The sequence below is a fragment of the Erythrobacter sp. S43 genome, assembly GCF_057364955.1.
In genome coordinates, this window is sequence record NZ_CP200285.1 from 13,394 (window position 1) to 37,138 (window position 23,745).

At 58.7% G+C, this 23,745-nt stretch carries 22 protein-coding genes and 1 pseudogene; 8 read left to right on the plus strand and 15 right to left on the minus strand.

Features of this window, described 5'->3' with window-relative positions; all coding sequences use genetic code 11:
- Positions 1 to 18: 18 nt before the first annotated feature.
- The 4 genes and pseudogenes from AC0V6K_RS00065 to AC0V6K_RS00080 form a co-directional block, all read right to left on the minus strand.
- A complete protein-coding gene (locus tag AC0V6K_RS00065; RefSeq protein WP_472623565.1) occupies positions 19 to 1,548 on the minus strand; it encodes an XrtA system polysaccharide chain length determinant in 1,530 nt (509 codons plus the stop codon).
- Between the two features lie 15 nt (positions 1,549 to 1,563).
- The gene (locus tag AC0V6K_RS00070; RefSeq protein ID WP_472623567.1) at positions 1,564 to 2,211 is read right to left on the minus strand and encodes an XrtA/PEP-CTERM system exopolysaccharide export protein; all 648 of its coding nucleotides are present in this window, start codon (positions 2,209 to 2,211) and stop codon (positions 1,564 to 1,566) included.
- A gap of 184 nt (positions 2,212 to 2,395) precedes the next feature.
- A pseudogene (locus AC0V6K_RS00075) lies at positions 2,396 to 3,632 on the minus strand (pyridoxal-dependent decarboxylase, exosortase A system-associated).
- An 8-nt stretch (positions 3,633 to 3,640) separates the two neighbouring features.
- Complete coding sequence (locus tag AC0V6K_RS00080; protein ID WP_472623569.1) at positions 3,641 to 5,176, minus strand: acyl-CoA ligase (AMP-forming), exosortase A system-associated; 1,536 nt, start codon at positions 5,174 to 5,176, stop codon at positions 3,641 to 3,643.
- Between the two features lie 24 nt (positions 5,177 to 5,200).
- Here AC0V6K_RS00080 and AC0V6K_RS00085 point away from each other — a divergent pair, with 24 nt between their 5' ends.
- The 4 genes from AC0V6K_RS00085 (at position 5,201) to AC0V6K_RS00100 (ending at position 8,067) form a co-directional block, all read left to right on the plus strand.
- Positions 5,201 to 6,226, plus strand: coding sequence for a GNAT family N-acetyltransferase (locus AC0V6K_RS00085; protein WP_472623571.1), 1,026 nt, complete (start codon positions 5,201 to 5,203; stop codon positions 6,224 to 6,226).
- Positions 6,227 to 6,308: 82 nt separating this feature from the next.
- Positions 6,309 to 6,575 carry an acyl carrier protein gene (locus AC0V6K_RS00090; RefSeq protein ID WP_472626173.1) on the plus strand — a complete coding sequence of 89 codons (267 nt, stop codon included), beginning with the start codon at positions 6,309 to 6,311 and terminating at the stop codon, positions 6,573 to 6,575.
- Complete coding sequence (locus tag AC0V6K_RS00095) at positions 6,572 to 7,285, plus strand: hypothetical protein (RefSeq protein WP_472623573.1); 714 nt, start codon at positions 6,572 to 6,574, stop codon at positions 7,283 to 7,285. Before AC0V6K_RS00090 ends, AC0V6K_RS00095 begins: the two co-directional genes overlap by 4 nt.
- Complete coding sequence (locus AC0V6K_RS00100; RefSeq protein ID WP_472626175.1) at positions 7,282 to 8,067, plus strand: hydrolase 1, exosortase A system-associated; 786 nt, start codon at positions 7,282 to 7,284, stop codon at positions 8,065 to 8,067. The genes AC0V6K_RS00095 and AC0V6K_RS00100 overlap by 4 nt, the downstream gene beginning before the upstream one ends.
- Here AC0V6K_RS00100 and AC0V6K_RS00105 read toward each other — a convergent pair.
- The 8 genes from AC0V6K_RS00105 to AC0V6K_RS00140 form a co-directional block, all read right to left on the minus strand.
- On the minus strand, positions 8,057 to 9,250 hold the full coding sequence (locus tag AC0V6K_RS00105) for a class I SAM-dependent RNA methyltransferase (RefSeq protein ID WP_472623575.1): 1,194 nt from the start codon (positions 9,248 to 9,250) through the stop codon (positions 8,057 to 8,059). The two genes, AC0V6K_RS00100 and AC0V6K_RS00105, sit on opposite strands and share 11 nt — an antisense overlap.
- A complete protein-coding gene (locus AC0V6K_RS00110) occupies positions 9,247 to 10,638 on the minus strand; it encodes an NAD(P)H-hydrate dehydratase (protein ID WP_472623577.1) in 1,392 nt (463 codons plus the stop codon). Before AC0V6K_RS00110 ends, AC0V6K_RS00105 begins: the two co-directional genes overlap by 4 nt.
- Positions 10,635 to 10,952: a hypothetical protein gene (locus tag AC0V6K_RS00115; protein WP_486172516.1), complete on the minus strand. Its 318-nt coding sequence runs from the start codon at positions 10,950 to 10,952 to the stop codon at positions 10,635 to 10,637. Before AC0V6K_RS00115 ends, AC0V6K_RS00110 begins: the two co-directional genes overlap by 4 nt.
- A gap of 22 nt (positions 10,953 to 10,974) precedes the next feature.
- The gene (ilvD, locus tag AC0V6K_RS00120; RefSeq protein WP_472623581.1) at positions 10,975 to 12,690 is read right to left on the minus strand and encodes a dihydroxy-acid dehydratase; all 1,716 of its coding nucleotides are present in this window, start codon (positions 12,688 to 12,690) and stop codon (positions 10,975 to 10,977) included.
- Between the two features lie 43 nt (positions 12,691 to 12,733).
- A complete protein-coding gene (locus AC0V6K_RS00125; protein ID WP_472623583.1) occupies positions 12,734 to 13,456 on the minus strand; it encodes an N-formylglutamate amidohydrolase in 723 nt (240 codons plus the stop codon).
- Positions 13,453 to 14,277, minus strand: a complete 825-nt coding sequence (locus tag AC0V6K_RS00130) for a 4-(cytidine 5'-diphospho)-2-C-methyl-D-erythritol kinase (RefSeq protein ID WP_472623585.1) — start codon at positions 14,275 to 14,277, stop codon at positions 13,453 to 13,455. The genes AC0V6K_RS00125 and AC0V6K_RS00130 overlap by 4 nt, the downstream gene beginning before the upstream one ends.
- Positions 14,277 to 14,633: a hypothetical protein gene (locus AC0V6K_RS00135; protein WP_486172517.1), complete on the minus strand. Its 357-nt coding sequence runs from the start codon at positions 14,631 to 14,633 to the stop codon at positions 14,277 to 14,279. Before AC0V6K_RS00135 ends, AC0V6K_RS00130 begins: the two co-directional genes overlap by 1 nt.
- A gap of 65 nt (positions 14,634 to 14,698) precedes the next feature.
- Positions 14,699 to 16,345 (minus strand): electron transfer flavoprotein-ubiquinone oxidoreductase, encoded by a 1,647-nt coding sequence (locus tag AC0V6K_RS00140; protein ID WP_472623589.1) that lies wholly within the window; start codon positions 16,343 to 16,345, stop codon positions 14,699 to 14,701.
- A gap of 125 nt (positions 16,346 to 16,470) precedes the next feature.
- Here AC0V6K_RS00140 and AC0V6K_RS00145 point away from each other — a divergent pair, with 125 nt between their 5' ends.
- From AC0V6K_RS00145 to AC0V6K_RS00160, 4 genes are read left to right on the plus strand one after another with little or no spacing between them, the layout of a single operon-like run.
- Positions 16,471 to 17,235, plus strand: a complete 765-nt coding sequence (locus tag AC0V6K_RS00145) for a uracil-DNA glycosylase family protein (protein ID WP_472623591.1) — start codon at positions 16,471 to 16,473, stop codon at positions 17,233 to 17,235.
- Entirely contained in the window at positions 17,217 to 19,004 is a 1,788-nt protein-coding gene (locus AC0V6K_RS00150) for a lytic transglycosylase domain-containing protein (protein WP_472623593.1), read from the plus strand. The genes AC0V6K_RS00145 and AC0V6K_RS00150 overlap by 19 nt, the downstream gene beginning before the upstream one ends.
- A 13-nt stretch (positions 19,005 to 19,017) precedes the next feature.
- A complete protein-coding gene (moaB, locus tag AC0V6K_RS00155; protein ID WP_472623595.1) occupies positions 19,018 to 19,545 on the plus strand; it encodes a molybdenum cofactor biosynthesis protein B in 528 nt (175 codons plus the stop codon).
- A 39-nt stretch (positions 19,546 to 19,584) separates the two neighbouring features.
- The gene (locus AC0V6K_RS00160; protein WP_472623597.1) at positions 19,585 to 20,682 is read left to right on the plus strand and encodes a PA0069 family radical SAM protein; all 1,098 of its coding nucleotides are present in this window, start codon (positions 19,585 to 19,587) and stop codon (positions 20,680 to 20,682) included.
- Positions 20,683 to 21,421: 739 nt separating this feature from the next.
- Here the strand turns inward: AC0V6K_RS00160 and AC0V6K_RS00165 are convergent.
- The 3 genes from AC0V6K_RS00165 to AC0V6K_RS00175 all read right to left on the minus strand — a co-directional run bounded on the left by AC0V6K_RS00165 (position 21,422) and on the right by AC0V6K_RS00175 (position 23,744).
- A complete protein-coding gene (locus tag AC0V6K_RS00165; RefSeq protein WP_472623599.1) occupies positions 21,422 to 22,621 on the minus strand; it encodes a pyrophosphate--fructose-6-phosphate 1-phosphotransferase in 1,200 nt (399 codons plus the stop codon).
- A gap of 117 nt (positions 22,622 to 22,738) precedes the next feature.
- Positions 22,739 to 23,320 carry a hypothetical protein gene (locus AC0V6K_RS00170; protein ID WP_486172518.1) on the minus strand — a complete coding sequence of 194 codons (582 nt, stop codon included), beginning with the start codon at positions 23,318 to 23,320 and terminating at the stop codon, positions 22,739 to 22,741.
- Complete coding sequence (locus AC0V6K_RS00175) at positions 23,313 to 23,744, minus strand: DUF1330 domain-containing protein (RefSeq protein WP_472623603.1); 432 nt, start codon at positions 23,742 to 23,744, stop codon at positions 23,313 to 23,315. Before AC0V6K_RS00175 ends, AC0V6K_RS00170 begins: the two co-directional genes overlap by 8 nt.
- Position 23,745: the final 1 nt, after the last annotated feature.

Consider the following 23,745-nt stretch of genomic DNA (forward strand, 5'->3'; position numbering starts at 1 on the left):
GTTTTGATCCCTGCCCCGTCACGCAACCGACCCGATCGAGACAAACTCGATCGCTAGAAGGATGACGAAGACGCCGAACAGCCCAGCAGTGGCTCCGGCAAATTGTTTAAGGCGGCGGCGTTCCAGTGCCTTGGCAGCCTGCGAAATGGTAAGCGAGATCGAGCCGATGACCGGCAGATCAAGACTGCGTTCAAGGCGCTGCGGTGTGGCGTATGTCGAGCGCAACTGGCTCATGCCCCATGCGCCTCCTACACCGCCCGCAAGGCCCACGAAGAGCACGCCGAGTAGCAACAGCGGACGGTTGGGCGCAGCAGGCTTCTGAGGCACCACTGGCGGATCGATAAGATCGAAGCGGAACTGGCTCGAATTGTCGTCTACTTCACCGCGCGTGCGGATCGCTTCGCGGTCCTGAAGCAGCTTTTCATAGTTGTCGCGCAGCACGTCATAGTCGCGGCTGATGCTGTTGGCTTCGGCCGCAACGGCTGGTTCACTCGCCTGACTTGCCATCAGTGAAGACAGCGACGATTGAAGGCCAGCGCGGCGCGCGAGCAATGCTTCCACCGACGCCTGACGATCGGCTTTGATCGCGATCAGCGAGGAATAGGCCGGGTTGGGAATGGTGTTCTCGGATTCCGGACCAGCCACCGCAACCTGACGCTCAAGAAGAGCGATCTGCTTGACCGCCGCCTGCACGTCCGGGTGGTTTTCTTTCAAACCACGCGAGCGAAGACCCGCCAATTGCGATTGCGCCTGCGACAAAGCAGCGCGCGGTCCGCTCGGTGCTCCAGCTCGGGTGTCAGCAATGCGTTGCGGCGTGGTTGCGATCTGGGCGTTGACTGAAGCGAGCGAGCCTTCAGCGGCCGCAAGATCGGCTTCGATGCCGCGCATTTCTGCACGAGCAGCCTCGAGACGTCCAAGAAGGGTCTCGGTGCCACCAACCAGATCCGGATTTTCGGTCTCGAAATCGATGCGGCGCTTTTCGGCAGCCTCCAGCTCTTTCTTGCGCTCGGCCAACTGCTCGTCGAGCTCGGAAATCGCCTTGTTGATGTCCGCGCGGTTGCCTGAAATGTGCTCTTCACGGAAGATGTCGAGCAGCTTTTGAACCACGTTACGCGCGAGAACCGCGTTCTCGGCATCGCTCAGACCACCTTTGGAAACGGTCGCAGTGATCTCGAAAAGGTTATCCTGCTCGCTGGTGACCTGCACCTTCTCTTCCAAAGCAGCGATTGCGCTTTCAAGCTGCGTGCGCTCGGTGATGTTTTCGCCAAGCTTTGTAGAGGTGATGACTTTCTCAAGGTTCTTAGCGCTCGCCAAGGTTTGGCGAACACGCATGATCTCTTCCTCGCCATCGCCAGCAATCTTCAGCTGTTCGGAAAGAACATCCTGCACATCCACATAGATGCGCGCCTTGGATTCGTAGGAATTGGGGATCATGGCAACGACCAGCCACCCCAGCACACAAATGCCCCAGGCAATCGCAAGCGCCAGCCAACGCCGGTGCCAGATTGAGTAGAGCGCGATGCGCAGTTCGTCGAAGATATCGCTCATGTGCCGAACCGCCCCTTAGAACCGGCTCTCTGGAATGGAGATCGTGTCACCTGGCTTCAGCGCGACATTGGCGCTCGCATCGCCCTTGTTGAGCAAGTCTTTGAGACGCACCCGATAGATCTTGTTCTGCTTTGTCTTCACGTCGTAGCGAGTCAGAGTTGCGCGGTTACCCGCTGCAAATTCTCCCAAGCCGCCCACGGCAATCATGGCGTCAAGCAAGGTCATGTTCGCGCGGTAAGCTAGCGCAGTCGGCTGAGCGCCGGCGCCCGTGATGCGAATCTGCTGCGGCAGAGCGCCGTTGAATTCATTGACGATGACCGAGACGATTGGCTGCTCGATGTACTCGTTCAGCTTTACAGCGATGTCTTTTTCCAGCTGCGTCGGCGTCTTGCCCACGGCAACCATGTCGCGCACCAGAGGAATGGTGATCCGGCCATCAGGGCGGACCTGAATATCCTCGGCGGACAGTTCGGGGTTACGCCAAACGTGGATCGTCACCTTGTCGAGCGGGCCGAGAACATAATCCTCGGTCGGCGCTTCAACCTGCGTGGTGTTGATCGTGGCTGCGGGAAGCTGTGTTGATGGTCCACCAGCACACGCGCCAAGCGCGAGCGCAGTTACGCCAATTCCCGTAAGGCGGAGGACAGACAGCGAGTTAAGCATCGATAGGGTTCCTTGACCTGGTCAGGCGGACCTCGATGCGGTTTGCAGGAGCGACCTGCGACACGAGATCCGCGAATTACTCGGGGTTTCTCGCTGAAAATGGTGAACATAAGATTAGTATTGATACCTGAAAAACAGGTCATTCCCGTTTCGGGACACTGGTTTTCAGAGCGTTAACGAAACCCTAGAGGAGAAGCTCCTCTGCGGGCCCGTGACCGAGGAAATTTTCCGGACTCGAGGTCGCGCCATAAGCACCCGCACAGAACACCGCGACAAGGTCTCCGACGTCGGCGCGCGGGAGATCTGCATTGTCCGCGAGCCGGTCCAGGGGGGTGCACAGACACCCCACAACATTAACTACGTCGTCCGCCTCAGCACCAAATTTGCTGGCAATCGCGACCGGGTAATTGCGCCGAACAACGGTGCCAAAGTTGCCAGAGGCGGCGAGCTGGTGATGCAGACCGCCATCGGTGACCAAATATGTGACACCGTGGCTAACCTTCCGATCGATGACACGGCACAAATACACACCCGCTTCACCGACGAGATAACGCCCAAGTTCGAGGCACAGGTCCGTATCAGTCAGGGCGGCGGGCAGATCAGCAAACCGTTCATGCAATGCTGAGCCCACTGCATCCAGATCAAGCGGTTCATCGCCGGGAAAATACGGAATTCCGAAGCCGCCACCCATATTTAGTTTGGGCAAACCTTCGCCAATCGCGTCGCTCAAATCTGCCGCCAATTTCAGAACATTGGCCTGCGCATCGATGATCGCCTCTGCGCTAAGCGCCTGACTGCCGGTAAAGATATGCAATCCGCGCCATTCAGCCCCTTCAGCAATCACCTGTCTGGCAAGTTCGGGTACGTTCTCCGCATCCACGCCGAACGGCTTGGCGCCTCCGCCCATTTTCATGCCTGAGCCTTTCAGCTCGAAGCTTGGATTCACGCGAATGGCGATTTTCGGCGCTTTGCCGATCCGCTGGCCAATTGCCAGCGACCGCATAGCCTCGCCGTGAGATCTCGCAATTGAGCGTAACACCAGCGGCGATTGCCGGTTCAAGTTCATCGTCACGCTTGCCTGGTCCGGCAAAGCTGACCTTGGCAGGATCGATACCGGCGCGCTTAGTCATCGCCAATTCGCCTGACGAGGCGATGTCGAAGCCGTCCACCAGCCCCATCATATGAGTTGTCACATCAGGATGGGGGTTGGCCTTGATCGCGTAATTGATCCCGATCCGCTTGGGCAGAGCCGCGCGAAGCTGTGAAACGCGTAGATTCAAGTGATCGCGTGAATAGACGAACAATGGGGTGCGACCAGCCTGCGCAACCAATTCGCTGGCGCGACGTCCGCCGACAGCCAATTCGCCGGCGATCGCTTCATAACCGGCCGGGATTGGGCCAACAGGCTTAGTTTTCGGCATTTTACTGGTCACTGGGCCGCCTCCGTCAACTCGCGCAATAGAGCGGTGCGGTCGATCTTTCCATTAGGATTAAGCGGCATGGCGTCGCGCCAATGGATCACCTGGGGCTGCATAAAGTTGGGCAGTTCGGCCTTCAAAGCCCTAGCAAGAAGCGCGCGCTCGGCCTCATCCTCGACACCGCGCACCACAAGATGCACCGCGTGGCCCAACCGTTCATCGGGAATGCCCAGCGCCACTGCCTCCTGCACCAGATCGCTGGCAATGGCCGCTTCTTCAATTTCTTGCGGGCTGATCCGGTTACCAGCGCTCTTGATCATCGCGTCACGGCGACCGACGAAATAGAGCAAGCCGTTCTTTTCGCGGATCACCCTGTCGCCCGACCAAACCGCCGTTCCGCCATATTCCGATTGTTCGGGCGCGGGCTTGAAGCGTGCAGCCGTACGCTCGGGGTCCTGCCAGTATCCTTGCGCAACCAACGGGCCACAATGGACAAGTTCGCCGTCCTCGCAAGGAGCAGCGACATTGCCTTCATCATCGATAACCAGAATTTCTGCGAAGGGTATCGCTTTACCCATTGAAGTTGGGTGCTTGTCGACCAGTGATGGGTCGAGATAGGTCGACCGGAACGCCTCGGTCAGACCGTACATCGGATAAAGGTCGGCTTGCGGAAAAGTTCCTTGCAGGTCCTTCACCAATTCGGTCGTCAGCGCACCACCGCTGTTCGTTAGTCGCCGTAAAGATGCACTGGCGTCGCCCCAGTCAATCTCGGTCAGTTGCACCCAAAGCGGAGGCACCGCTGCGAGCGTCGTGACACCATGTTTGGCGCATGCCTTCGCCACGTCGCGCGGGAACAGGAAATCGAGCGGCGCGACACTGCCGCCAGCATACCACGTCGAAAGAAGCTGATTTTGCCCGTAATCGAACGAAAGCGGCAGTACGGCTAGCGTCACATCGTCGCCCGCCAGCTTGAGATAATGGGCAACACTCACCGCACCAAGCCACAGATTGGCATGGCTGAGCATCACGCCTTTGGGTCTGCCAGTCGAACCGCTTGTGTATAGAATTGCCGTGAGATCATTCGGGTCAGCGTCAGAGAGGCCGTGAGCAATGCCCGCTTCATACGCCGCATCAAGCGCAGCCTGCTCATCCAGCACCACACCAGAAAAATCGGTCTCTTCGAGCGAAGAAATCCGCGCTTTGTTGGCAATCAGCATGCCAGCGCCGCTATCGGCCAGAATGTGTGCCGCCTGCGCGCGCTTCAACAGCGGGTTGATAGGTACATGGACCAGTCCCGCCCTCGCCGCCGCCAATGGCATCAGACAGGTCAGCTCACCCTTCGCCGCCCATGTTGCCACCCGTGCGCCCTTGTCCGGCACCTCACGCGCCAACCACCCTGCAAGTTGATCAACACGTAAGCTTAACGCATCGTGGGTAAGCGTCTCGTTTCGAAGCACCAGCGCCGGCGCGCTTTCATAACCGGCCCGCCCTGCCAATTCGGCAAGGTGGTCCAGCGGATAGGGCTTAGGATCGGGACTGGTTGACATGAAAACGGTGTGGAGCCTCAATACGTGATCGATGTTCGGTATCACGATAGCGTTAACGTTGTGCAAGAGCTGTTTGCTCAAGATGCAAACGTGCGCGCTCCTTCTCCTTTTGATCGGGCGGAATGGTACGCTCTGCTAGAGGAAACCGGTCTCTCACCGCTTATTGCAGTCGCGAACCAAAACAACACACAAGCCGCTTTGCCATTGATGCAAGAGGCAGGTCAGGTTGTGCCTCTACGCAATTGGTACGGTTTCACATGGCGTCCTCTTGCTCCAGATGGCCCCAAGGGCGACGCATCGCTGGCAGAGATCGCCAGACAACTACGTGCGAAGACACACCGTGTGACGTTGGAGCCGGTTCCTGACGAAGATGGATCAGCAAGTCGCCTGGTCGAAGCCTTCCGCAAAGCAGGCTGGCGCGTCGAGGTCACCCGCTGCGACACCAATCACGTACTTTATTTGAACGGACGAAGTTTCGCAGAATACTGGGCGGCTCGCCCCGGCCCCTTACGCACCACCTTCAAGCGCAAAGCCAAGAAGGTCGACGTTGCCATATATGACAGCTTCGATGCCGAGGCTTGGGCGCGCTACGAGAGCATCTACGCCGCAAGCTGGAAGCCTGAAGAAGGCAAGCCTGAGATGCTACGCGCCTTTGCCCAAGCAGAAGGTGAGGCTGGCCGACTAAGGCTAGGGTTGGCGTTCCATGATGGCCAAGCCATCGCCGCGCAGTTTTGGACCGTCGAGAACGGCACAGCTTACATCCATAAGCTCGCGCACCTCGAAGAGCATCGCAACCTCTCGGCTGGTACGACGCTTTCGGCGGGTTTGTTTGAATGGGCGATCGATCAGGACAAGGTCGCACTGATCGACTTTGGGACCGGTACCCAGCCTTACAAATCAGACTGGATGGAAGACATCCGTTATCGCTACCGGATCGACTGTCTCGACATGAAATCACCGCGCGCATGGCTTGATCTGGTCAAGCTTGCCTGGAACCGCACCATCAGTGACGAATGGCTCAAACTTGCGCCTGGCCCCATGCCTAGCTAAACGCGCCGTCCAAACGAGGGATCACAAAGCTATGAGCACAGAGTCGGTAGACGCTGAAAGCCCCAAGCAATCAGGTCTGGGCATGAGCCGGATCGCGATTGATCGCGAGCTCAAATCGATCATCGCCGATGTGTTGGGCATCGACGCGGAGCAGGCGAAAGCTCTCTCCGCCGATAGCGGCCTTTTCGGCCACTTACCCGAGCTAGATTCCATGGCCGTCGCCGGACTTCTGACCGAAATGGAAGACCGGCTTGATATCGTGATCGAGGATGATGATGTCGATGGCGAAATGCTCGAAACCTATGGCGGACTGCTCGCTTTCGCCGAAGCCAAGATCATCGAAGATTGAACCCCGACACCGGAGAACATGACACCGCGATCGGCAGCTGGACAGCGCCGAATGCGGACGGTTCTGCGACGGAGGAAATGCTGGTTTCGTTTGATCGGGGCCGCGAGAGCCGAATTCTGATCCTGCCTGCATGGTTTGATGAAGCGAACCGGATGCGCCGCTTCACGCTTGAACTGATGCGCAAGCTTCACATCCAGGGATTTGACTCTTTCCTGCCAGACCTGCCGGGGTGCAATGAAAGTATGGCGCCACTGGACCAGCAAACAATTGCGGGTTGGCGGCAAGCAGCCGAAGCGGCAGCAGACGCCGTGAAGGCGACACATGTGCTCACGATCCGCGCCGGTAGCCTGATCGCTCCGCCTGCGCTGCCCGGATGGCATTACGCATCGCAATCTGGCCCCAAATTGCTGCGCGGGCTGATCCGTGCCCGGATGATCGCCTCACGCGAAGCGGGCATCGACGAAAGAAGCGATCAACTTCTGGCGCTAGGGCGTATCGAAGGCCTAACCCTGGCAGGTTGGCCGATTGGGTCCGATATGATTGCACAGCTTGAAAGCGCTGAGGCCGAAGCGTCAGCGGGTCAGCGCGTCATCACGCAATCTGAGATTGGCGGCGCGGGACTATGGCTGCGCGCAGAGCCGGATGAAGACGCCGAGCAGGCACACACGCTTGCCGCAATGCTCGCCAGTGTTCTGGAGGCTGCCAACTGATGCGGCTTCACACCCCCTTCCCCTGCGCAAAGCACACGCTCGCCGGAACACTCGACAGTGCACCTGCGACTACGGGCCTCCTAATCGTAAGCGGTGGCAACGAGATTCGGTCCGGTGCTTTCTCGGGGCAATCGCTTTTGGCCGCGCGAATAGCCAAATCAGGCTTCCCCGTGTTCCGGTTCGACCGTCGCGGCATCGGAGACAGCGAAGGCGAGAACCGCGGTTTCCGCAAGAGCAAGAAGGATATCAAAGCCGCGTTGGAGGCCTTTCGCGCAATCAGCCCGCAAATGGAGCGCGTCATAGCCTTCGGAAACTGCGACGCAGCCTCTGCCTTGATGCTGGGTTCTGGTGCAGGATTTGACGGCCTAATCCTGTCTAATCCGTGGACCATCGAAAGCAACGATGATGAAGATGACACGTCACCACCCGCATCGGCTATCCGCTCGCGATATGCTGAAAAGCTAAAAGACCCCAACGAGATTGCACGGCTTCTCAAGGGCGGCGTAAACTTAAAAAAGCTCGCAAGCGGTGTTGTGAAATCATTGCGTCCTGCCCCGCCACCATCATCGCTAGCTCAGGAAATGCGCGACGGGTTGAGCGAATTTGAAGGGCAGGTTCACATCCTGTTGGCGAGCACGGACATGACGGCGCAAGAATTTGAGCGCGCGTGGGACGCGAGCGATCCACGCATCGAACGCTGCGCAGGGGCAAGCCACGCCTATGTCGAGCCTGCGCACCGCGACTGGCTCTATGAGAGAATTCTCGCCGCGCTCAGGGCCTGATAAACAGGCTGATCAGCTCGACATGGGTCGACCAACGGAATTGACCGACCGGACGCAGTTTTGCCAGCTCAAAGCCCGCAGCTGTCAATGTCGCGGCATCCCTTGCCCAGCTTGATGGATTGCAGCTGACATAGACCACGCGCTTCAACTCACTTTGTGCAATCTCTGCGATCTGCGATTTCGCCCCCGCACGTGGAGGATCAAGCAGAACGGCGTCAAAGCGGTTGAGCTCGGCAGGTTGCAAGGGATTGCGGAACAGATCGCGGTGCATCGGTGCCAACCTGCCCGCTGCACGTGGAGCCGCCGCCTTACTTGCCAAGTGCGCCGCCTGCTCGGCTTCCACCGGCAGTACCCGTTTGCCATCGGCCAAGGCGAAGGCAAATGTTCCCAGACCAGCAAACAGATCGGCCACAGTTCCGGTTTCGGCCAGCCAATCGCGCGCATCGGCAATCATCTGCGTTTCGGCATCTGCGGTAGCCTGAAGGAATGAACCAGACGGAAATGGAACGGGCACCCCGGACATACCAATGGTGCATGGCTCAGGCTCCCACACCGTCTCCGCACCGTAACCCTGATCGACCGTCACGCGAGCTAAGTCGTTGTCTTTGGCTAGATCAAGCACTGCCTCGGTCGGGCCAAGCCCTTCGAGCGGGAAATTCGCAAGACCCAGATCAACGCCCTGATCACACAGCGCTAATCGACAATCGACGGCGCCTTTGGGGCCATGTTCCGCAATGAGCCGGCGCAGTGGCTTGACTAAAGCCGCCAGCTCCTGAGCGATTACATGGCATTCGGCCAGATCGACTACCTTATGCGACCGCCCTTCACGATAGCCCAACACGGCACCCTTGGCAGTGCGCAAACCGTGCAGGGTCGCGCGGCGGCGGGATTGTGGGGGTGAGAGGTGCGCTTGCAATTCCTGGCTCACGACTAGCCCCTGCCCTTCCGCGGCGTTGAAGACGCGGTCCCGCACAAACTGCGCGAGTGTAGGTTCATCGGCATGTTGAAGCTGACACCCACCGCACGCGCCAAAGTGCTTGCAGGCTGGCCGAATGTGATGCGGGCCGTGTTCAGTAATGGCACCGTCAGCGACGCGGTCATCTGGAAGCGCTCCGGAGACGTGCATACCGGATGCGGTCACACCGTCGCCACGCGCGGCAATGCGGATAATGGTTTCGCTCACAAGCAGGCCGCTACAGCCTGTTGTACCGCTTTCGCAAGTTGTTCGGCGCCGAAAGCTGGACCGCACGTCCGAGCCGCAGCTCCATGCAGCCACACGGCTTCGCATGCGGCAGAGAACGGTTCGCGGCCGCAAGCCATTCGGCTTGCGGCGATTCCTGCGAGCACGTCACCCGTACCGGCGGTCGAAAGCCACGTTGTCGCGGGTGGAGCAACTGCGAGCCTCCCGTCTGGCGCGGCAACATAGGTGTCAGGTCCCTTGGCGCAGACAACCATGCCACTGGCCTTTGCGAGCGCGAGAGCGCGGCTACGGCGACCCTCCGCGATCACCGAAAAGCTACGACAAAGCACATCCAGCTCACCATCGTGTGGCGTGGCGAGAATCGGTTGGTTCGGCTCGAGCATTTCCGGTCGCAGCAGCAACAAAGAATCGGCATCAAGAACGATAGGACGTCCGCTTTGAAGCGCTGCGACGAGCCGCTCTTGTGCTTGCTCATCTCTGCCAAGGCCAGGCCCTACCAAAAGAGCGCTCAATCTCTCATCAGACAAGCTCTTATCAATCGGAGAGTCATCGACGACCAGACCGGGGCCCGCATTCGCGGCTGTATTGCCCGAATACAGCTTCACATATCCCGCCCCGCTATGCTGGGCAGCTTCTGCCGCAAGCAGTGCCGCGCCCGGCATGGTCCCGGCGGCGATCCCCAGAAATCCGCGCTTGTATTTATGCGCGTCGAAAGCAGGAGCAGAGAGCTTTGGTTTTGAAATCAATCTGGCTGCGCCGGCGACTGCATCAATCCCAATCGGGACGAGCCGTTTGGTCCCCATCATAGCGCGCGCTGGAAGTGCCCAATGGGCAAACTTCCAAGCCCCCAAGGCAAGTGTCACATCATAGTTGGGCAGCTTGTCGTTCAAGACAGCCCCGGTGTCGCTCGCGACGCCCGAAGGCAAATCCACCGCAACTGCAACATCATGCCGCGCCTCCAAATCTCGCAGCAAGAGCGCATGCTCAGCCTGCAATGGCCGGGAAAGGCCTGTTCCGAACAGGCAGTCGACGAATACGCTGCCTTCAATGTCCTTGCCCGACGTTGCGGCACCACTGCCCCACGCCTTGCATGCCGCCTTTGCCGCGTCGGTCGTGGGAGGAACCGGTGCAACCACTTTCACCGCATTGCCAGCTTCGCGCAGCCTTCGGGCGATGACATAGCCGTCTCCGCCATTGTTGCCGGGTCCGCACAGAACGGTCACGATTCGCCCCGCTGCAAGTCGTCGTATCCATTCTGCAGCGCCGCCTGCGGCAATCTCCATCAACTCGCTGACGCTGGTGCCTTGGTCGAACAGCTCCTGTTCGGCGGCCTGCATCTGTGCAGCAGTCAGGATTTGGGTCTCGGTCACTCCGCTGGTGCGGGCAAGCGCACGAGCCGATGGGGGATGCGATAACGGTCTTCAGCAATCCGGAATTCGGCCAACTCGCCATCCTGATCGACGATCTCGAGATCATCTGCGCCGTCCACCGAGCCAAATTCGCCCGATGCCGGATCAATCAGCAGCCGCCGGAATGACCCATCTGGCGCATGGAGCAGGAATGTGGCCTCTTCGTCAGCCGCCTTCTCAAGCGTGCAGACATTGGAGAAATCAGACCCCGCGCCAATCGCGCAGTCAATCATCTCGCCTTCTGGCGGCGAGCTCTCTTCTGCACATGCCGCCAACAGGACCGTGGCGAGGATGAGGCTAGATATCCGCAAAGACATGACGTTCGTTCTTGGCTCCAGGATGGGTCAGAGCACCTTTGACGGCCGGTCCCACGGTTTGTGAATAACGCCAAAGGGCACCCGACTGGTAATCATTGGTACGCGGCTGCCACTGGGCTTTGCGCGCCGCCAAGGTCGCTTCGTCTACCTCTAGCTCGATAGTGCCCGCTAAGGCATCGATGCTGATAGTATCGCCGTCTTCGACGAGCGCGATGGGGCCGCATTCAGCCGCCTCGGGGCCCACATGGCCGATGCAAAAACCGCGGGTTGCGCCCGAGAAGCGGCCATCGGTGATCAGCGCAACCTTCTCGCCCATGCCCTGACCATACAGCGCAGCGGTGGTCGCGAGCATTTCGCGCATGCCGGGACCACCCTTCGGGCCTTCGTAACGGATAATGATGACGCTGCCCTCGGCAATGTCTCGTGCTTCGACAGCCGCGAAGGCGTCTTCCTCGCGGTCAAACACGCGCGCAGCGCCTGAGAACTGCAGGCGCTCCATGCCAGCGACCTTCACAATCGCGCCATCAGGAGCGAGCGAGCCCTTCAGACCAACCACACCGCCTGTGGGCGTGATCGGGGTCTTCACATCGTAAAAAACCTTTTGATCGGGGTTCCACGTGATCTCTTCGATGTTTTCGCCGAGGGTTTTACCCGTGACTGTCATCGGCTCGGGATCAAGGAAACCGCCATCGAGCAGCGTCTTCATGCCCATATAGACACCGCCCGCCTCGTGCATGTCTTTGGCGACGTATTTGCCGCCCGGCTTGAGGTCAGCGATGTAAGGCGTCGATTTGAAGATTTCGGCGACGTCGAACAGGTCGAAATCGATCCCGCATTCACTCGCCATCGCAGGAAGGTGAAGCGCGGCGTTGGTCGATCCGCCGGTCGCCGCCACTACCCGCGCTGCGTTCTCAAAAGCGGCCTTGGTGCAGATGTCGCGTGGCCTCAGGTTTATCTCCAAAAGCTTCATGACCTGCGCGCCAGCGGCCCGCGCGATCTCTTCACGCGAATTGTAAGGTGCCGGCGACATATTGCTGTTTGGCAGCGACAATCCGATTGCTTCACCCACACAAGCCATGGTGTTTGCGGTGAACTGACCACCGCATGCGCCATGCCCTGGGCAAGCGACTTTTTCGAGCGCGATCAACTCTTGCAGCGGGCAATTGCCTGCCGCGTGCTGACCGACGGCCTCAAACACATCGACGACGGTGACATCTTCGCCTTTGTAGACACCCGGCAGAATTGATCCGCCATAGACGAAGATGCTCGGCACATTCAGCCGTAGCATCGCCATCATCATGCCCGGCAGGCTCTTGTCGCACCCGGCAAAGCCGACAATGGCGTCATAGCAATGCCCCCGCACCGACAGCTCCACGCTGTCCGCGATCACTTCACGGCTGACCAAGGAGCTCTTCATGCCCTGGTGGCCCATGGCGATACCGTCGGTCACGGTGATGGTGTTAAACCGGCGCGGGGTCCCTCCTCCGGCGATCACGCCTTCACGGCAGATATCAGCCTGAGCGTCCAAGGTGGTGTTGCACGGCGCGGAATCGTTGCCCGCACTCGCGACTGCGACGAAGGGACGCGCAATCTCTTCCTCGGTCATGCCCATCGCATAGTAGTAAGAACGATGCGGCGCGCGCTCTGGACCGACCGAGACGTGGCGGCTTGGCAGTTTGGACTTGTCGAAAGACATTTTGTTTCCTGTCGCTGGGGTTTCGCGACATAAAGCCCTGCCTTTAGTCGAGCGCCAGCGCAACCCTTCCCATAACATCGGCGATCATTGCTGCCCAACGCGATTGCTCTGCGCGAGTGCCGATCAGGTCCTGACGCACCTCGACCGCACAGTAATGCCTACCATGCGCCTCGGCATGGCGGTTCATCGTCGCGTTCAGTTCGGTACCGGAATACGGTTCATTGTCACCGACATTCAGGCCAAGCTCGCCAAATAGGCGAATAGCGTGGCGCGCGGCACGGTCGTCTTCGTTGTAGAGCAGCGCGACTTCCCACGGCCGCGCATCGGCGCTCGTTTCCAGCTTGGGCGTGAAACTGTGCAGCGAGATGATGAGCTCCGGATCCGCTTCATCAAGCCACTTGCCCAAAGCATCGTGATACGGACGGTGATACGCATCGAGCCGTCCTTCAACATCCGCACCAATATTGCCTGGGATCAAATGCCCGTCGCTTTCGGTGGGAACGACATTGCGGTGATCCTCTTCACGGTGAAGATCGACCACAAGGCGGCTAACCATTGCGAGATGCGCAGGAATGCCATGTCGGCGCGCCATACGCTCGGCCACGCCGTCCACGCCGATATCGACCGCGATGTGCTGGCTCAGCAGTGAGGAAGGGATGCCCAGCGGCACCTCAATAGGCACGAAATTCGATGCATGATCAGCAACGCAAACCAGACCGCCACGCTTGATTTCACCAATCTGGCGGTATGGAATTCCATCGATCATCTAAGTCGCCCTGTCATCTGCCACCAATCGGGCTGCGCTTCGGCAATCCGGCGGGCGGCATCGTCTCGCTCATCAATATTTGAATACAATGCAAAACATGTGGCGCCTGATCCCGACATTTCAACCTTCCACGCGGTGTCGCGGCAGAGTTCCTCAAGAACATCAGCGATTTGCGGGCAGATATTGATAGCGGGTGCACACAGGTCATTCCGCCCCTGCTCGGCGATTTCGCGCGCTGTGCCTGTGGGCAGCGGACCGCGATCTTGGCCGTCCCAAGCCTTAAACACAGGCCCGGTGGAGAGCGGAATGCGTGGATTGATCAGCAGTACGGGTGTGTCCTTCAGACTGTCATCGGCCGGTTCCAGCTCGGTGCCGGTCCCGCGCCCGATGCAGGTGCGGCTTTCGACGCAGGCGGGAACATCAGCGCCCATTTTGGCCAAACGCTTGTTGTAATCCACCGGCAATCCGAAGGTCTTGTCGGTCGCATGGGCCGAGACGATCGCGCGAAACGCCGCCGCCGCATCAGCAGAGCCGCCTCCAACTCCCGCCGCAACAGGCAGGTTTTTGGTCAGGAGCACGCGGTATTTCTGATGCGTTGTGAAGGCGTTGATTGCCTGCATCACAAGATTGTCGGCATCAAACGAAAGCCCTGCCCCGAATTCCCCGTCGATCAGCAATTCGTTCTGGGACGCCGGCTTGAGCTGAAGCGTGTCGCCCGCATCAACAAAGGCGAACAGCGTCTCAAGCTCGTGATACCCATCCTCGCGCCGCCTGCGGACATGCAGGGATAGATTGATCTTGGCGTAGGCGGTTTGGCACATCACTCGACGTTGCTGAATTCTGCAACTAGATCCGTCGTATCGTTACGATAGCAATAGACGGGAGAACCGCTTGGTGCCGGTGGGTTTAACGCGAGCGAAATGCAGCTCTGTCCGTCACCTTGGTTCTGGGTCGGAATGAACATTTTCTCGATTGCGAAGTCTTTCGGATCGTATGAGGCGACATAATTTTTCTTGGCCCAACGCCTTAAGGCATCAAGCGCTTGAGGATCATCTTCCAGCTCTTCGTTACGCCGAGCGTCATAGAAGCCTTTGCTCCTAGCCTCTCGATAGACATTGCGAATTTCCATCTCGGAAGCTTCTTCGGATGGCGACTGGCGTGAGCTTTGAAATAGCATGCCGAGGCCGAACGAGCCGCCGACCAATAAAACCCCAAGCAATGCGTTTCTAGCTCTGGGAGACATCACATATTCGGATAGTTAGGCCCGCCGCCGCCTTCAGGCGTCACCCAGTTAATGTTCTGGTTCGGGTCTTTGATGTCGCAGGTTTTGCAGTGGACGCAGTTTTGCGAATTGATCTGGAATTTGGGCTCCTTGCCCTCTTCCTCGATCCACTCATAGACGCCCGCCGGGCAATAGCGCGATGACGGTCCGCCAAACACGTCATACTCGCTCGCCTTTTGCAGCTCGGCATCGCCCAATTGCAAGTGGATCGGTTGGTCCTCTGCATGGTTGGTGAAGCTGTACGAAACATTGGTCAGCCGGTCGAAACTGATCACGCCATCAGGCTTGGGATAGTCGATCTTGGGATAAAGGTCCGCGCGGCCTGTCATGGTGTAGTCCGCATGATGCTTCATGCTGATCGGCAGGCCGATTTTCAGCGTGCGCATCCACATATCAATGCCCGCCAGAACCGCGCCAATATCCTCGCCATATTTGGCCACGGCAGGCTCAGCGTTCTGTACCTTCTTCAGCTCGTCCGCGATCCAGCTTGAGCGGACCGCAGGCTCATATCCTTGCAGCTCGGGCTGGCTCTCGTGGTTGGCGATCTCTTCCGCAATGGCTTCAGCACACAGCATGCCGCTCTTCATTGCGGTATGGCTGCCCTTGATGCGGGGCACGTTCACAAAACCAGCCGCACAACCGATCAGCGCGCCGCCCGGGAATGCCAGCTTGGGCACGGACTGCCAGCCGCCTTCATTGATAACACGCGCGCCGTAAGCGACACGGGTGCCGCCTTCGAGGATCGCTTTGATTTCAGGGTGCGTCTTCCAACGCTGGAATTCTTGATACGGAGAGACCCAAGGGTTCTTGTAATCAAGCGCAGTGACGAAGCCGATCGCGACCTGATTGTTCGCCTGATGATAGAAGAAACCACCGCCCCAAGTCTGGCTCTCGCTAAGCGGCCAGCCCTGGGTGTGAATCACACGGCCGGGCACATGCTTGCTCGGGTCAATGTCCCAAAGCTCCTTAATACCGAGGCCATAGACCTGCGGCTCGCAATTGGCCTCAAGGTCGTATTTCGCCTTCATCTGCTTGGTAAGGTGACCACGCGCGCCCTCTGCGAAGAGGGTATATTTCGCTTCGATCTCCATGCCGGGCTGATAGTCGCCCTTTTGCGAGCCATCTTCAGCAATGCCCATGTCCTGCGTGATAACGCCGCGCACGGCGCCATTATCGTCAAACATCACTTCCGATGCGGGGAAGCCCGGGAATACCATCACGCCAAGGGCTTCAGCCTGTTCACCCAGCCAGCGGGTCATGTTGCCGAGCGAGCCAGTGTAGCAGCCGTGATTGCTCATCAGCGGCGGCATGATGAAGTGCGGCAGCGATGTCTTGCCTTTCTTTGACAGGACCCAGTGCCAGTTGTCAGTCACCGGCGTTTCCGCCATCGGGCAATCCATGTCGCGCCAGTCAGGGAACAACTCGCCAAGCGCCTTTGGATCAACCACCGCGCCCGAAAGAATATGCGCGCCAATTTCAGAACCCTTTTCGAGGACAACCACCTCTAGCTCTTCATTGATCTGCTTGAGCCGGATTGCAGCAGAAAGGCCCGCCGGACCTCCACCCACAATCACGACATCACATGGCATTGATTCCCGTTCGCTCATGCGCTCTTCTAACCCTCGGTTTGTTATTCCAGACGGATTGCCTGATTTCTCTATGAACTCACTTGCTAACCCCGCTCCAGACAGTCAAGGGCTGGGAAGGAAAGCATGACCATTCAGCCCCCCCTTTGCGCGACGAGATTGATGCGAGCCTTGCATGGTGGCGTGCGGCGGGCGTGGACTGTGACTTCACTGATGACGCTACGGCGTGGTTGATTGACGCGGCCGAGGCTGAAGCGGTGCAGGCCGCTCAGGGGAGCCAGGGCGCAGCGGCAAGTGATCCATTGATCGCGAGTGCCACAGGTGAAGAGGAAAAACCTCTCCGCGGTGAACCTGTCGATCTTCTTGGCGATTCGCCGCCTTCGACTTTGGCTGACTTCCACGAATTCTGGACCTCTGCGCCCGGTCTCGATCCCATCGGGCCACGTGGCCGTATTCCCCCGCGCGGCAATGCCAATCCCGAAGTAATGGTTTTGGTCATTGACCCCGAAGAAACCGACCGTGAGCAATTGCTCAGCGGGCCACAGGGTCGATTGCTGGCCAACATGCTTAACGCGATGGGTCTATCTGAAGATCAGGTTTACTATGCTTCCACCCTGCCGCGTCACACCCCAATGGCCGATACGAGTGCTGCGAATCAGGCCGGATTGGGCGCGGTTCTCGCCCTGCATGTGCAGCTTGTCGCACCCAAGAAACTAATCGCCTTTGGCTCAAACATCCTGCCGCTTTTGCAGCACGGGGTAACAAAAGGCGAAACATCTTTACGTGAAATCAACCAGAACAGTTCATCACACCCTTTGATGGTGAGCGAGGGGCTCGATAGCCTGATGGCAATGCCCCGGCTCAAAGCTAGGTTCTGGCGGAGATGGAACGAATGGTCCGTAATGCAGTGAAGACTTCCAATTGGCGTGCCGGCTTCGCCGTTCTGATTGCCGCAACTTCCCTTACACTCCCCGTCACCGCTTCGGCTCAAGCCGACAACACGATGGCTGCGCACTACAGCAATGTCGCACGTCCGCAGACGAACGTGCCTGCGGTACTCTCTGCCGATGAACGCAATTACTACAAAGCGATCTTCACCGCGATTGACCGTCAGCAGTGGGACACAGTCCGCAATCTGCTGAACCAACGCGATGGCGGAGTGCTGCATCAGGCCGCCTATGCCGAATTCTACACCCATTCGCGCAGTCCGAAGGTCAATGCTTCGCAGATCCAGAACTGGTTTGCGATGGGCGTGCACCTGCCTCAGGCGCAGCAACTGGCCAATATGGGTAAGAAACGCGGTGTAAGCAGCATTCCTGCCCTTCCCCGTGCGCAGCGTTTCCAGCGTCAGGCCTATGCCCCCAAACGCATCCGCCCACGCACGGTCAAAGACGGATCGATGCCTGGCAGCACCAAGTCAGCGATTCTAAGCAACATCAAGAATGACAACCCGATGGGTGCATATGAAGCGCTGCAGGGTGTCGAAAGCCGTCTCAGCCCAGCAGCGCTCGCCGAATGGCGTCAGCGCGTCGCTTGGAGCTTCTATATCGAGAATGATGACGCCAATGCGTTGGCTCTGGCGGAGAAGGTCCGTGAAGGCGGCGGCGCTTGGGTCGCGGAAGGTGAGTGGGTAGCGGGCCTTGCCGCATGGCGTCAGGGCTTCTGTGCGCTTGCAGGAGAGGCTTTTGCCCGCTCCGCTCAGACATCAACCAATGTCGAGCTGACCGCTGCCGCGCATTACTGGGCGCATCGCTCGCTCGTGCGCTGCCGCGAGCCGGGCCAGGCGCAAGATCACCTCCGTGCCGCCGCCCGCTATGACGAGACGCTGTATGGCATGCTGGCGATTGATCAGCTGGGCATGGAACCTTCCAGCGATGCGGTTGCCCGCCAGTTCAACGGGGACGATTGGAACCAACTTTCGGATGTGTACAACGTCAAAATCGCCGCGGCGCTGACCGAGATCGGCCGTTCCGGCCTGGCCGATGAAGTGCTGCGCCATCAGGCGCGTGTTGGTGATCCGGCGGATTACCCTGCCCTTTCGCGCTTCGCTCGTGAGATCGGCATGCCTTCCACTCAGCTTTTTATGGCGCACAACGCGCCGCGCGGAATGCGCAGCGAGCCGTCGCTTCGTTATCCGGTCGCAAGCTGGAAGCCGGTCACCGGATGGCGCGTCGATCCGTCGCTCGCCTTTGCCCACGCGCTGCAGGAGTCAAACTTCCGCGCCAGTGCCGTCAGCCCCGCCAATGCGCGCGGCCTGATGCAGATCATGCCGGGCACGGCGCGCGACCATAACCGCCGCCTCAACCTCGGTGCGAGCTATTCTGACCTCAATGATCCCGAAGTGAATCTCGCCTATGGCCAGCAACACCTTGAACTGCTGCGTGACAGCCGCGCAACGCAGGGCAAGCTGCCCAAGATCATGGCGGCGTACAATGCGGGCCTTTCTCCGGTCAGCCGTTGGAACACAGAGATCAACGATCAGGGTGACGCGCTGCTATGGATGGAATCGATCCCGTATTGGGAAACCCGCGGCTATGTCGCCATCGTGATGCGCAATTACTGGATGTATGAGCGCGCAGCCGGCGTCAAAGTCAGCCCAAGCCGCCGTGCGCTTGCACAAGGCCAGTGGCCAGAGTTCCCTCGACCCGTTACGAACCGCACCGCAAGGCTTGGCAACTAACGGGAGAACGGACATGGCGTTTGATGAGGCAAAGACATTCACGCCCATCAACATTGCCATCCTGACCGTTTCCGACACACGAACACCTGAGACCGATACGTCGGGCGATATCCTCGCTGCGCGCGTTACCGATGCAGGTCACAATCTGGTCGCACGAACAATTGTGGCCGATGATGCCGACCTCTTGGCTGCGCAGTTCAACACATGGATTGATGACGGCCAAATCGATACGATTATCAGCACCGGTGGCACCGGCCTGACAGGTCGCGACGTGACGCCCGAGGCGTTGGACCGCGTGAAAGAGAAAAACATTCCCGGCTTTGGGGAGCTGTTCCGGTGGCTCAGCTTTAAGTCCATCGGCACAAGCACCGTACAATCCCGCGCGCATGCTGTGCTCTCTCGGGGGACCTATATCTTCGCCCTGCCGGGATCGAACGGCGCAGTTAAGGATGGCTGGGACGGCATTCTTGCCGAGCAGCTCGACAGCCGCAATCGGCCCTGCAATTTCGTTGAGCTGATGCCGAGATTACAAGAAAAGTAGACTTCTCAACCTCGGGTTTGTTCTATATATGTTCTCATTATGAGAACCGGGCGTTCCCCATCGCATCCAGACGTCGAAAGCGGGCGTGGTGCGGCTTCGGCCAACGTCCCCACCCGCTTCGGGCTGGCGGAACGCGAGGTTGATAGCGACTGGCGTGATCACATGCAGGCGTTGGACGGACCGCCCGTCAAACTGCGCACGAATGTGACCGAGGAACACCCAAAGACCATCCTCAGCTTCAACCAGTCGCCCGATGTCCCGTTCGACCGCTCGATCAACGCCTATCGCGGGTGCGAGCATGGCTGTGTCTATTGCTTTGCGCGCCCTACCCACGCCTTTCACGATCTCTCCCCGGGTCTGGACTTTGAAACCCAGTTGTTTGCCAAACCCAACGCAGCGGAGTTACTGCGCGACACCCTCGCGAAACCGAAGTATCGGCCCAAACCCATAGCACTGGGCACCAACACCGATCCTTATCAACCAATCGAGCGCGACTACCGCATTACGCGAGACATTTTGGAAGTTTGCCTTGATTACCGTCATCCGGTGACGATCACTACCAAGTCCGACCGGGTTGTGCGCGATCTCGACCTGCTCGAAGCGATGGCGCAGCGGAAGTTGGTTGCTGTGGCGGTGTCCGTAACGACACTCGACCCTGTGCTGTCGGGCAAGCTGGAGCCGCGCTGTTCTTCGCCAGCGAAACGGCTCGAAGCGCTAGCCAAATTGGTCGCAGCGGGCGTTCCCACCCATTGCTCGGTCTCGCCCATTATCCCCGCCGTCACCGACGAGTTTATGGAGGGCATCGTAGCGCGCGCTGGCGAAATCGGCGTGCAAAGCGTCGGCTGGATACCCCTGCGCCTACCCCACGAAGTCGCGCCCCTGTTCCGCGAATGGCTCGACGTCCATTATCCCGAACGCGCGGGCAAAGTGATGAGCATAGTCCGCTCGATCCGAGGAGGCCGCGACAACGATCCCGACTTCTTTACCCGCATGAAACCCAGCGGCGTCTGGGCCGATTTGTTTAGGGCGCGGTTCAAGGTTGCATGCAAGAAAGCAGGGATCGGGAAGGTGAAGTATGAACTCGATTGCTCACGGTTCAGGCGGCCTGAAGTGGGCGGGCAGATGCGGTTGCTTTGAATTCGCATGCAATTGCGAGACTGATCCTCGGTGCAACCTAATCAGTGCCAGATTGCGCAAGCCCGTATGGACTAAGCTCCTTAATTAGAAGCACCGTGAAGAAAAGCGAGGTAATTGAGAGAGCAATTAGTGAGAGCCATAATATTGGGTGTATCTCATATCCGCTCTGCCAATTTGAATAGACTCCAAACACCAAGATTCCTGCGGGCAATGCGCCGATCAAAGTATCAAAGACAATCTTGGCCGCGCTATAGAAGCTTCCAGGCAAAACTCCCCCGAGTGAGGGATAAAGTCTGTTCCACGCAGACCCAGGTGCCAAATACAGAAATTGAGTCTTGTTCGGTAAGCTGTTCCAAACATGCGCTAGGCGATAAGCGACAATGTGTGCATTGCAGTAGACTATGTTTGTAGCTGCTAGAGCAAATAGCATTGCGTGAATTGCAAAGCCTGGTTCCATCGACCAGAAAATTTTCGACTCGGACCCGATACCTGTCCGAACGCTGTAGTAGGCAGAGAGGTAGATTAGCCCAAAGAACATCGCCGCGAGCCACAGACGATTACAATAACGCAGCGCGTCATTGTATACTTCGCGCACGAACTTCACGTCAGTATCGTAGTTCTCTTTCGCTTCGGACAATTTCAGTCACCTCCCCAATGAGCAATGGCAACTTTCGCCAAATTGGGCGTCACCAAGCGTTTGATATCTTGAGAATACCTACTCTGAAGAGATTGAAGAATATCACCCCTGCCCTAACTCGCCAAGCAGCTCCAGAAACCACGGCGCGCTCACATCAAACGCCTTACCGCCTTTGATCCGCTCGAATTCGATGGTGCGCAAGGTGCCATCTGCGTCCTCGTCCTGTCCAACAACGCCTGACTGACCTGCCAGCGCAGCCTCGACGGCATGTGCGGTGCAGGCTTGGATCAGGTCCAAGTCCGCAGCGTTCGCAGGGGCCGAGCGGGAGAAGTAGCCGCTCTTTTGCACCAGCACCTTCTCAGCGCCCAGTTCTTTGGCGAACTGCTCCGCGAACCATGCGCCAGGGTTGATCTTGTCGAGCTTTACGTGGCCAAAGGCGTCGCGCGGAACCTCTCCGCCCGCCTGTTCCATCGCGCCCACGATCTCGCGCGCGCCTGCCCCTTCGGAAATGAACAGGTTCACCCCGTCCTGCTCGTCCATAATCGCGCGCAGGCGCTTCGCTTCGGCGGCGATATCAATCGGGCGTTCGGGCACAAACACGCCGTGCACATCCCAGCGTGCGGCGGCGTTATCGACCCATTCGGCGAAAGGCGCGGTCTTCACCCAATCGTGGTGTTCCTTGGCCGTGGCGGCCGTCAGCCATCCGCAATCGCGCCCCATCACCTCATGCACAATCAACATCCGCGGATTGGCGGAGTGTTCGGCGATGATGTTCCGGGCAAAGATCGCGCCCTGCTCCGCAGCCGTCCATGCGCCCAGCGATTGCTGGATCGGGATCACATCATTGTCGATGGTTTTGGGCAGGCCGACCACGGTCAAGGGATAGTCATTGTCGCCCAGATAGGCGGCAAGATCGGCAGCGGCGGTGTTGGTGTCATCCCCGCCAATGGTGTGAAGGATGTCGACCCCGTCGCGAGTCAATTGCTCTGCGGCGACATGGAGCGGGTTTTGCCCCGGCTCGACCAGTCCGCGCTTGATACAATCATCCACATTGGTGAGCTTCACCCGGCTGTTGCCAATCGGACTGCCGCCAAAGGCATGCAAACGACCGGCCTCGGCGCGGACCTTCTCCGACGCCTCAATCCAGTTGCCGGTCAGCAGCCCCGCATAGCCGTTGCGATAGGCGATAATCCGAACATCGGGCGCGATCTTGGTATACTGCTCAATGAGCCCGCCAACCGCGGAGGAAAGGCACGGAGCAAGGCCCCCGGCAGTGAGCATGGCAACTGTCTTTTGGGTCATGCTGACATACTGCCAATGCTCGTCAGTTCAGACCAGTTGGCCATGCTGTGCATACGTATGCTGAATGCTCCTTCAATGCCTGGATAAGGCGCAACATCGCCTGCGCTAAACTCAGGATCAGCCCGCAATAGACAAACTAAACAACAGTCTCTCCGGCAACGCCTGCAGGTCGGCCACACAAGGCCATCTACCTCCCCCGAATGAACCGAGTGCGCTAATGCTAACAAGCGCGTGATCTTCACGTATTTCAACGATCGCAATACTGTTGGGTGTGCCAAAAGAACGAACTAGGACAGCTTCATTCAATGGGCTGAGAGGCTTCGTCGCCAAGAGCTTATCCGCCTCGGTCGGATCTAGTCTAATAGTAGCCCGCTCTTCCAAGCGCGCAATTGCACCAGCAATATCGGGCTTCTTAACAGGAAAGCACTCTTCTTGAACGATATCAGGCTGTTCCCAGCCGTAGTCGTCTGGTGGCGCGCTGAACCAATCGTCTTTTTCCAACCGGCTGAGCTCTCTCTGATACTCGCGCTGAACTCTTTCGTTCTCGGCTCTTTCGAGTACTGCAAGGTCTACGGCTGTCAGTACCTGGCCGTTATCCAGCTCAATCTTTCCGTCAGCTCTTGCACCACCGGAGCCGCAACCAGAAAGTGCCGCTGAGAGAACTAGTGTTACCGCGAATAATCGGCGCACCTCACCCAAATCCCCCGCCAGCTTCGCCCGGCTCAAACCGCATCAGGCGGCTATCGACCAAAGCCGCCGTCCGGTTGACCACGGCCTTCTGATAGTCCGGATCCTTGATCATCTCGAAAAACGCACCGGAATTGGGATATTGGGCGACAAAGCCGTCGTGCCATTGCTTGTCATCCGGCCCCGTCACCATCGTCTGGAACGCGCCGCGCCATACGATACTGCCACCGACGCGGGCGAAGATCGGGCCGGAGGTCTTGCCATATTCCTGATAGGCGCGGCGCCCGGTCCAACCATTGCCATGGTGCTCGTGCCCTTCCGGATACTCCGCAAGGTCGCGGTACCTGAGGAGGTTGAGCATATGGATCGGCTCATCGCGCGGCAGATCTTTGAACGCCTGAAAGTTTTCTGGCGACGGGTCGATGAAGTAGGTCACA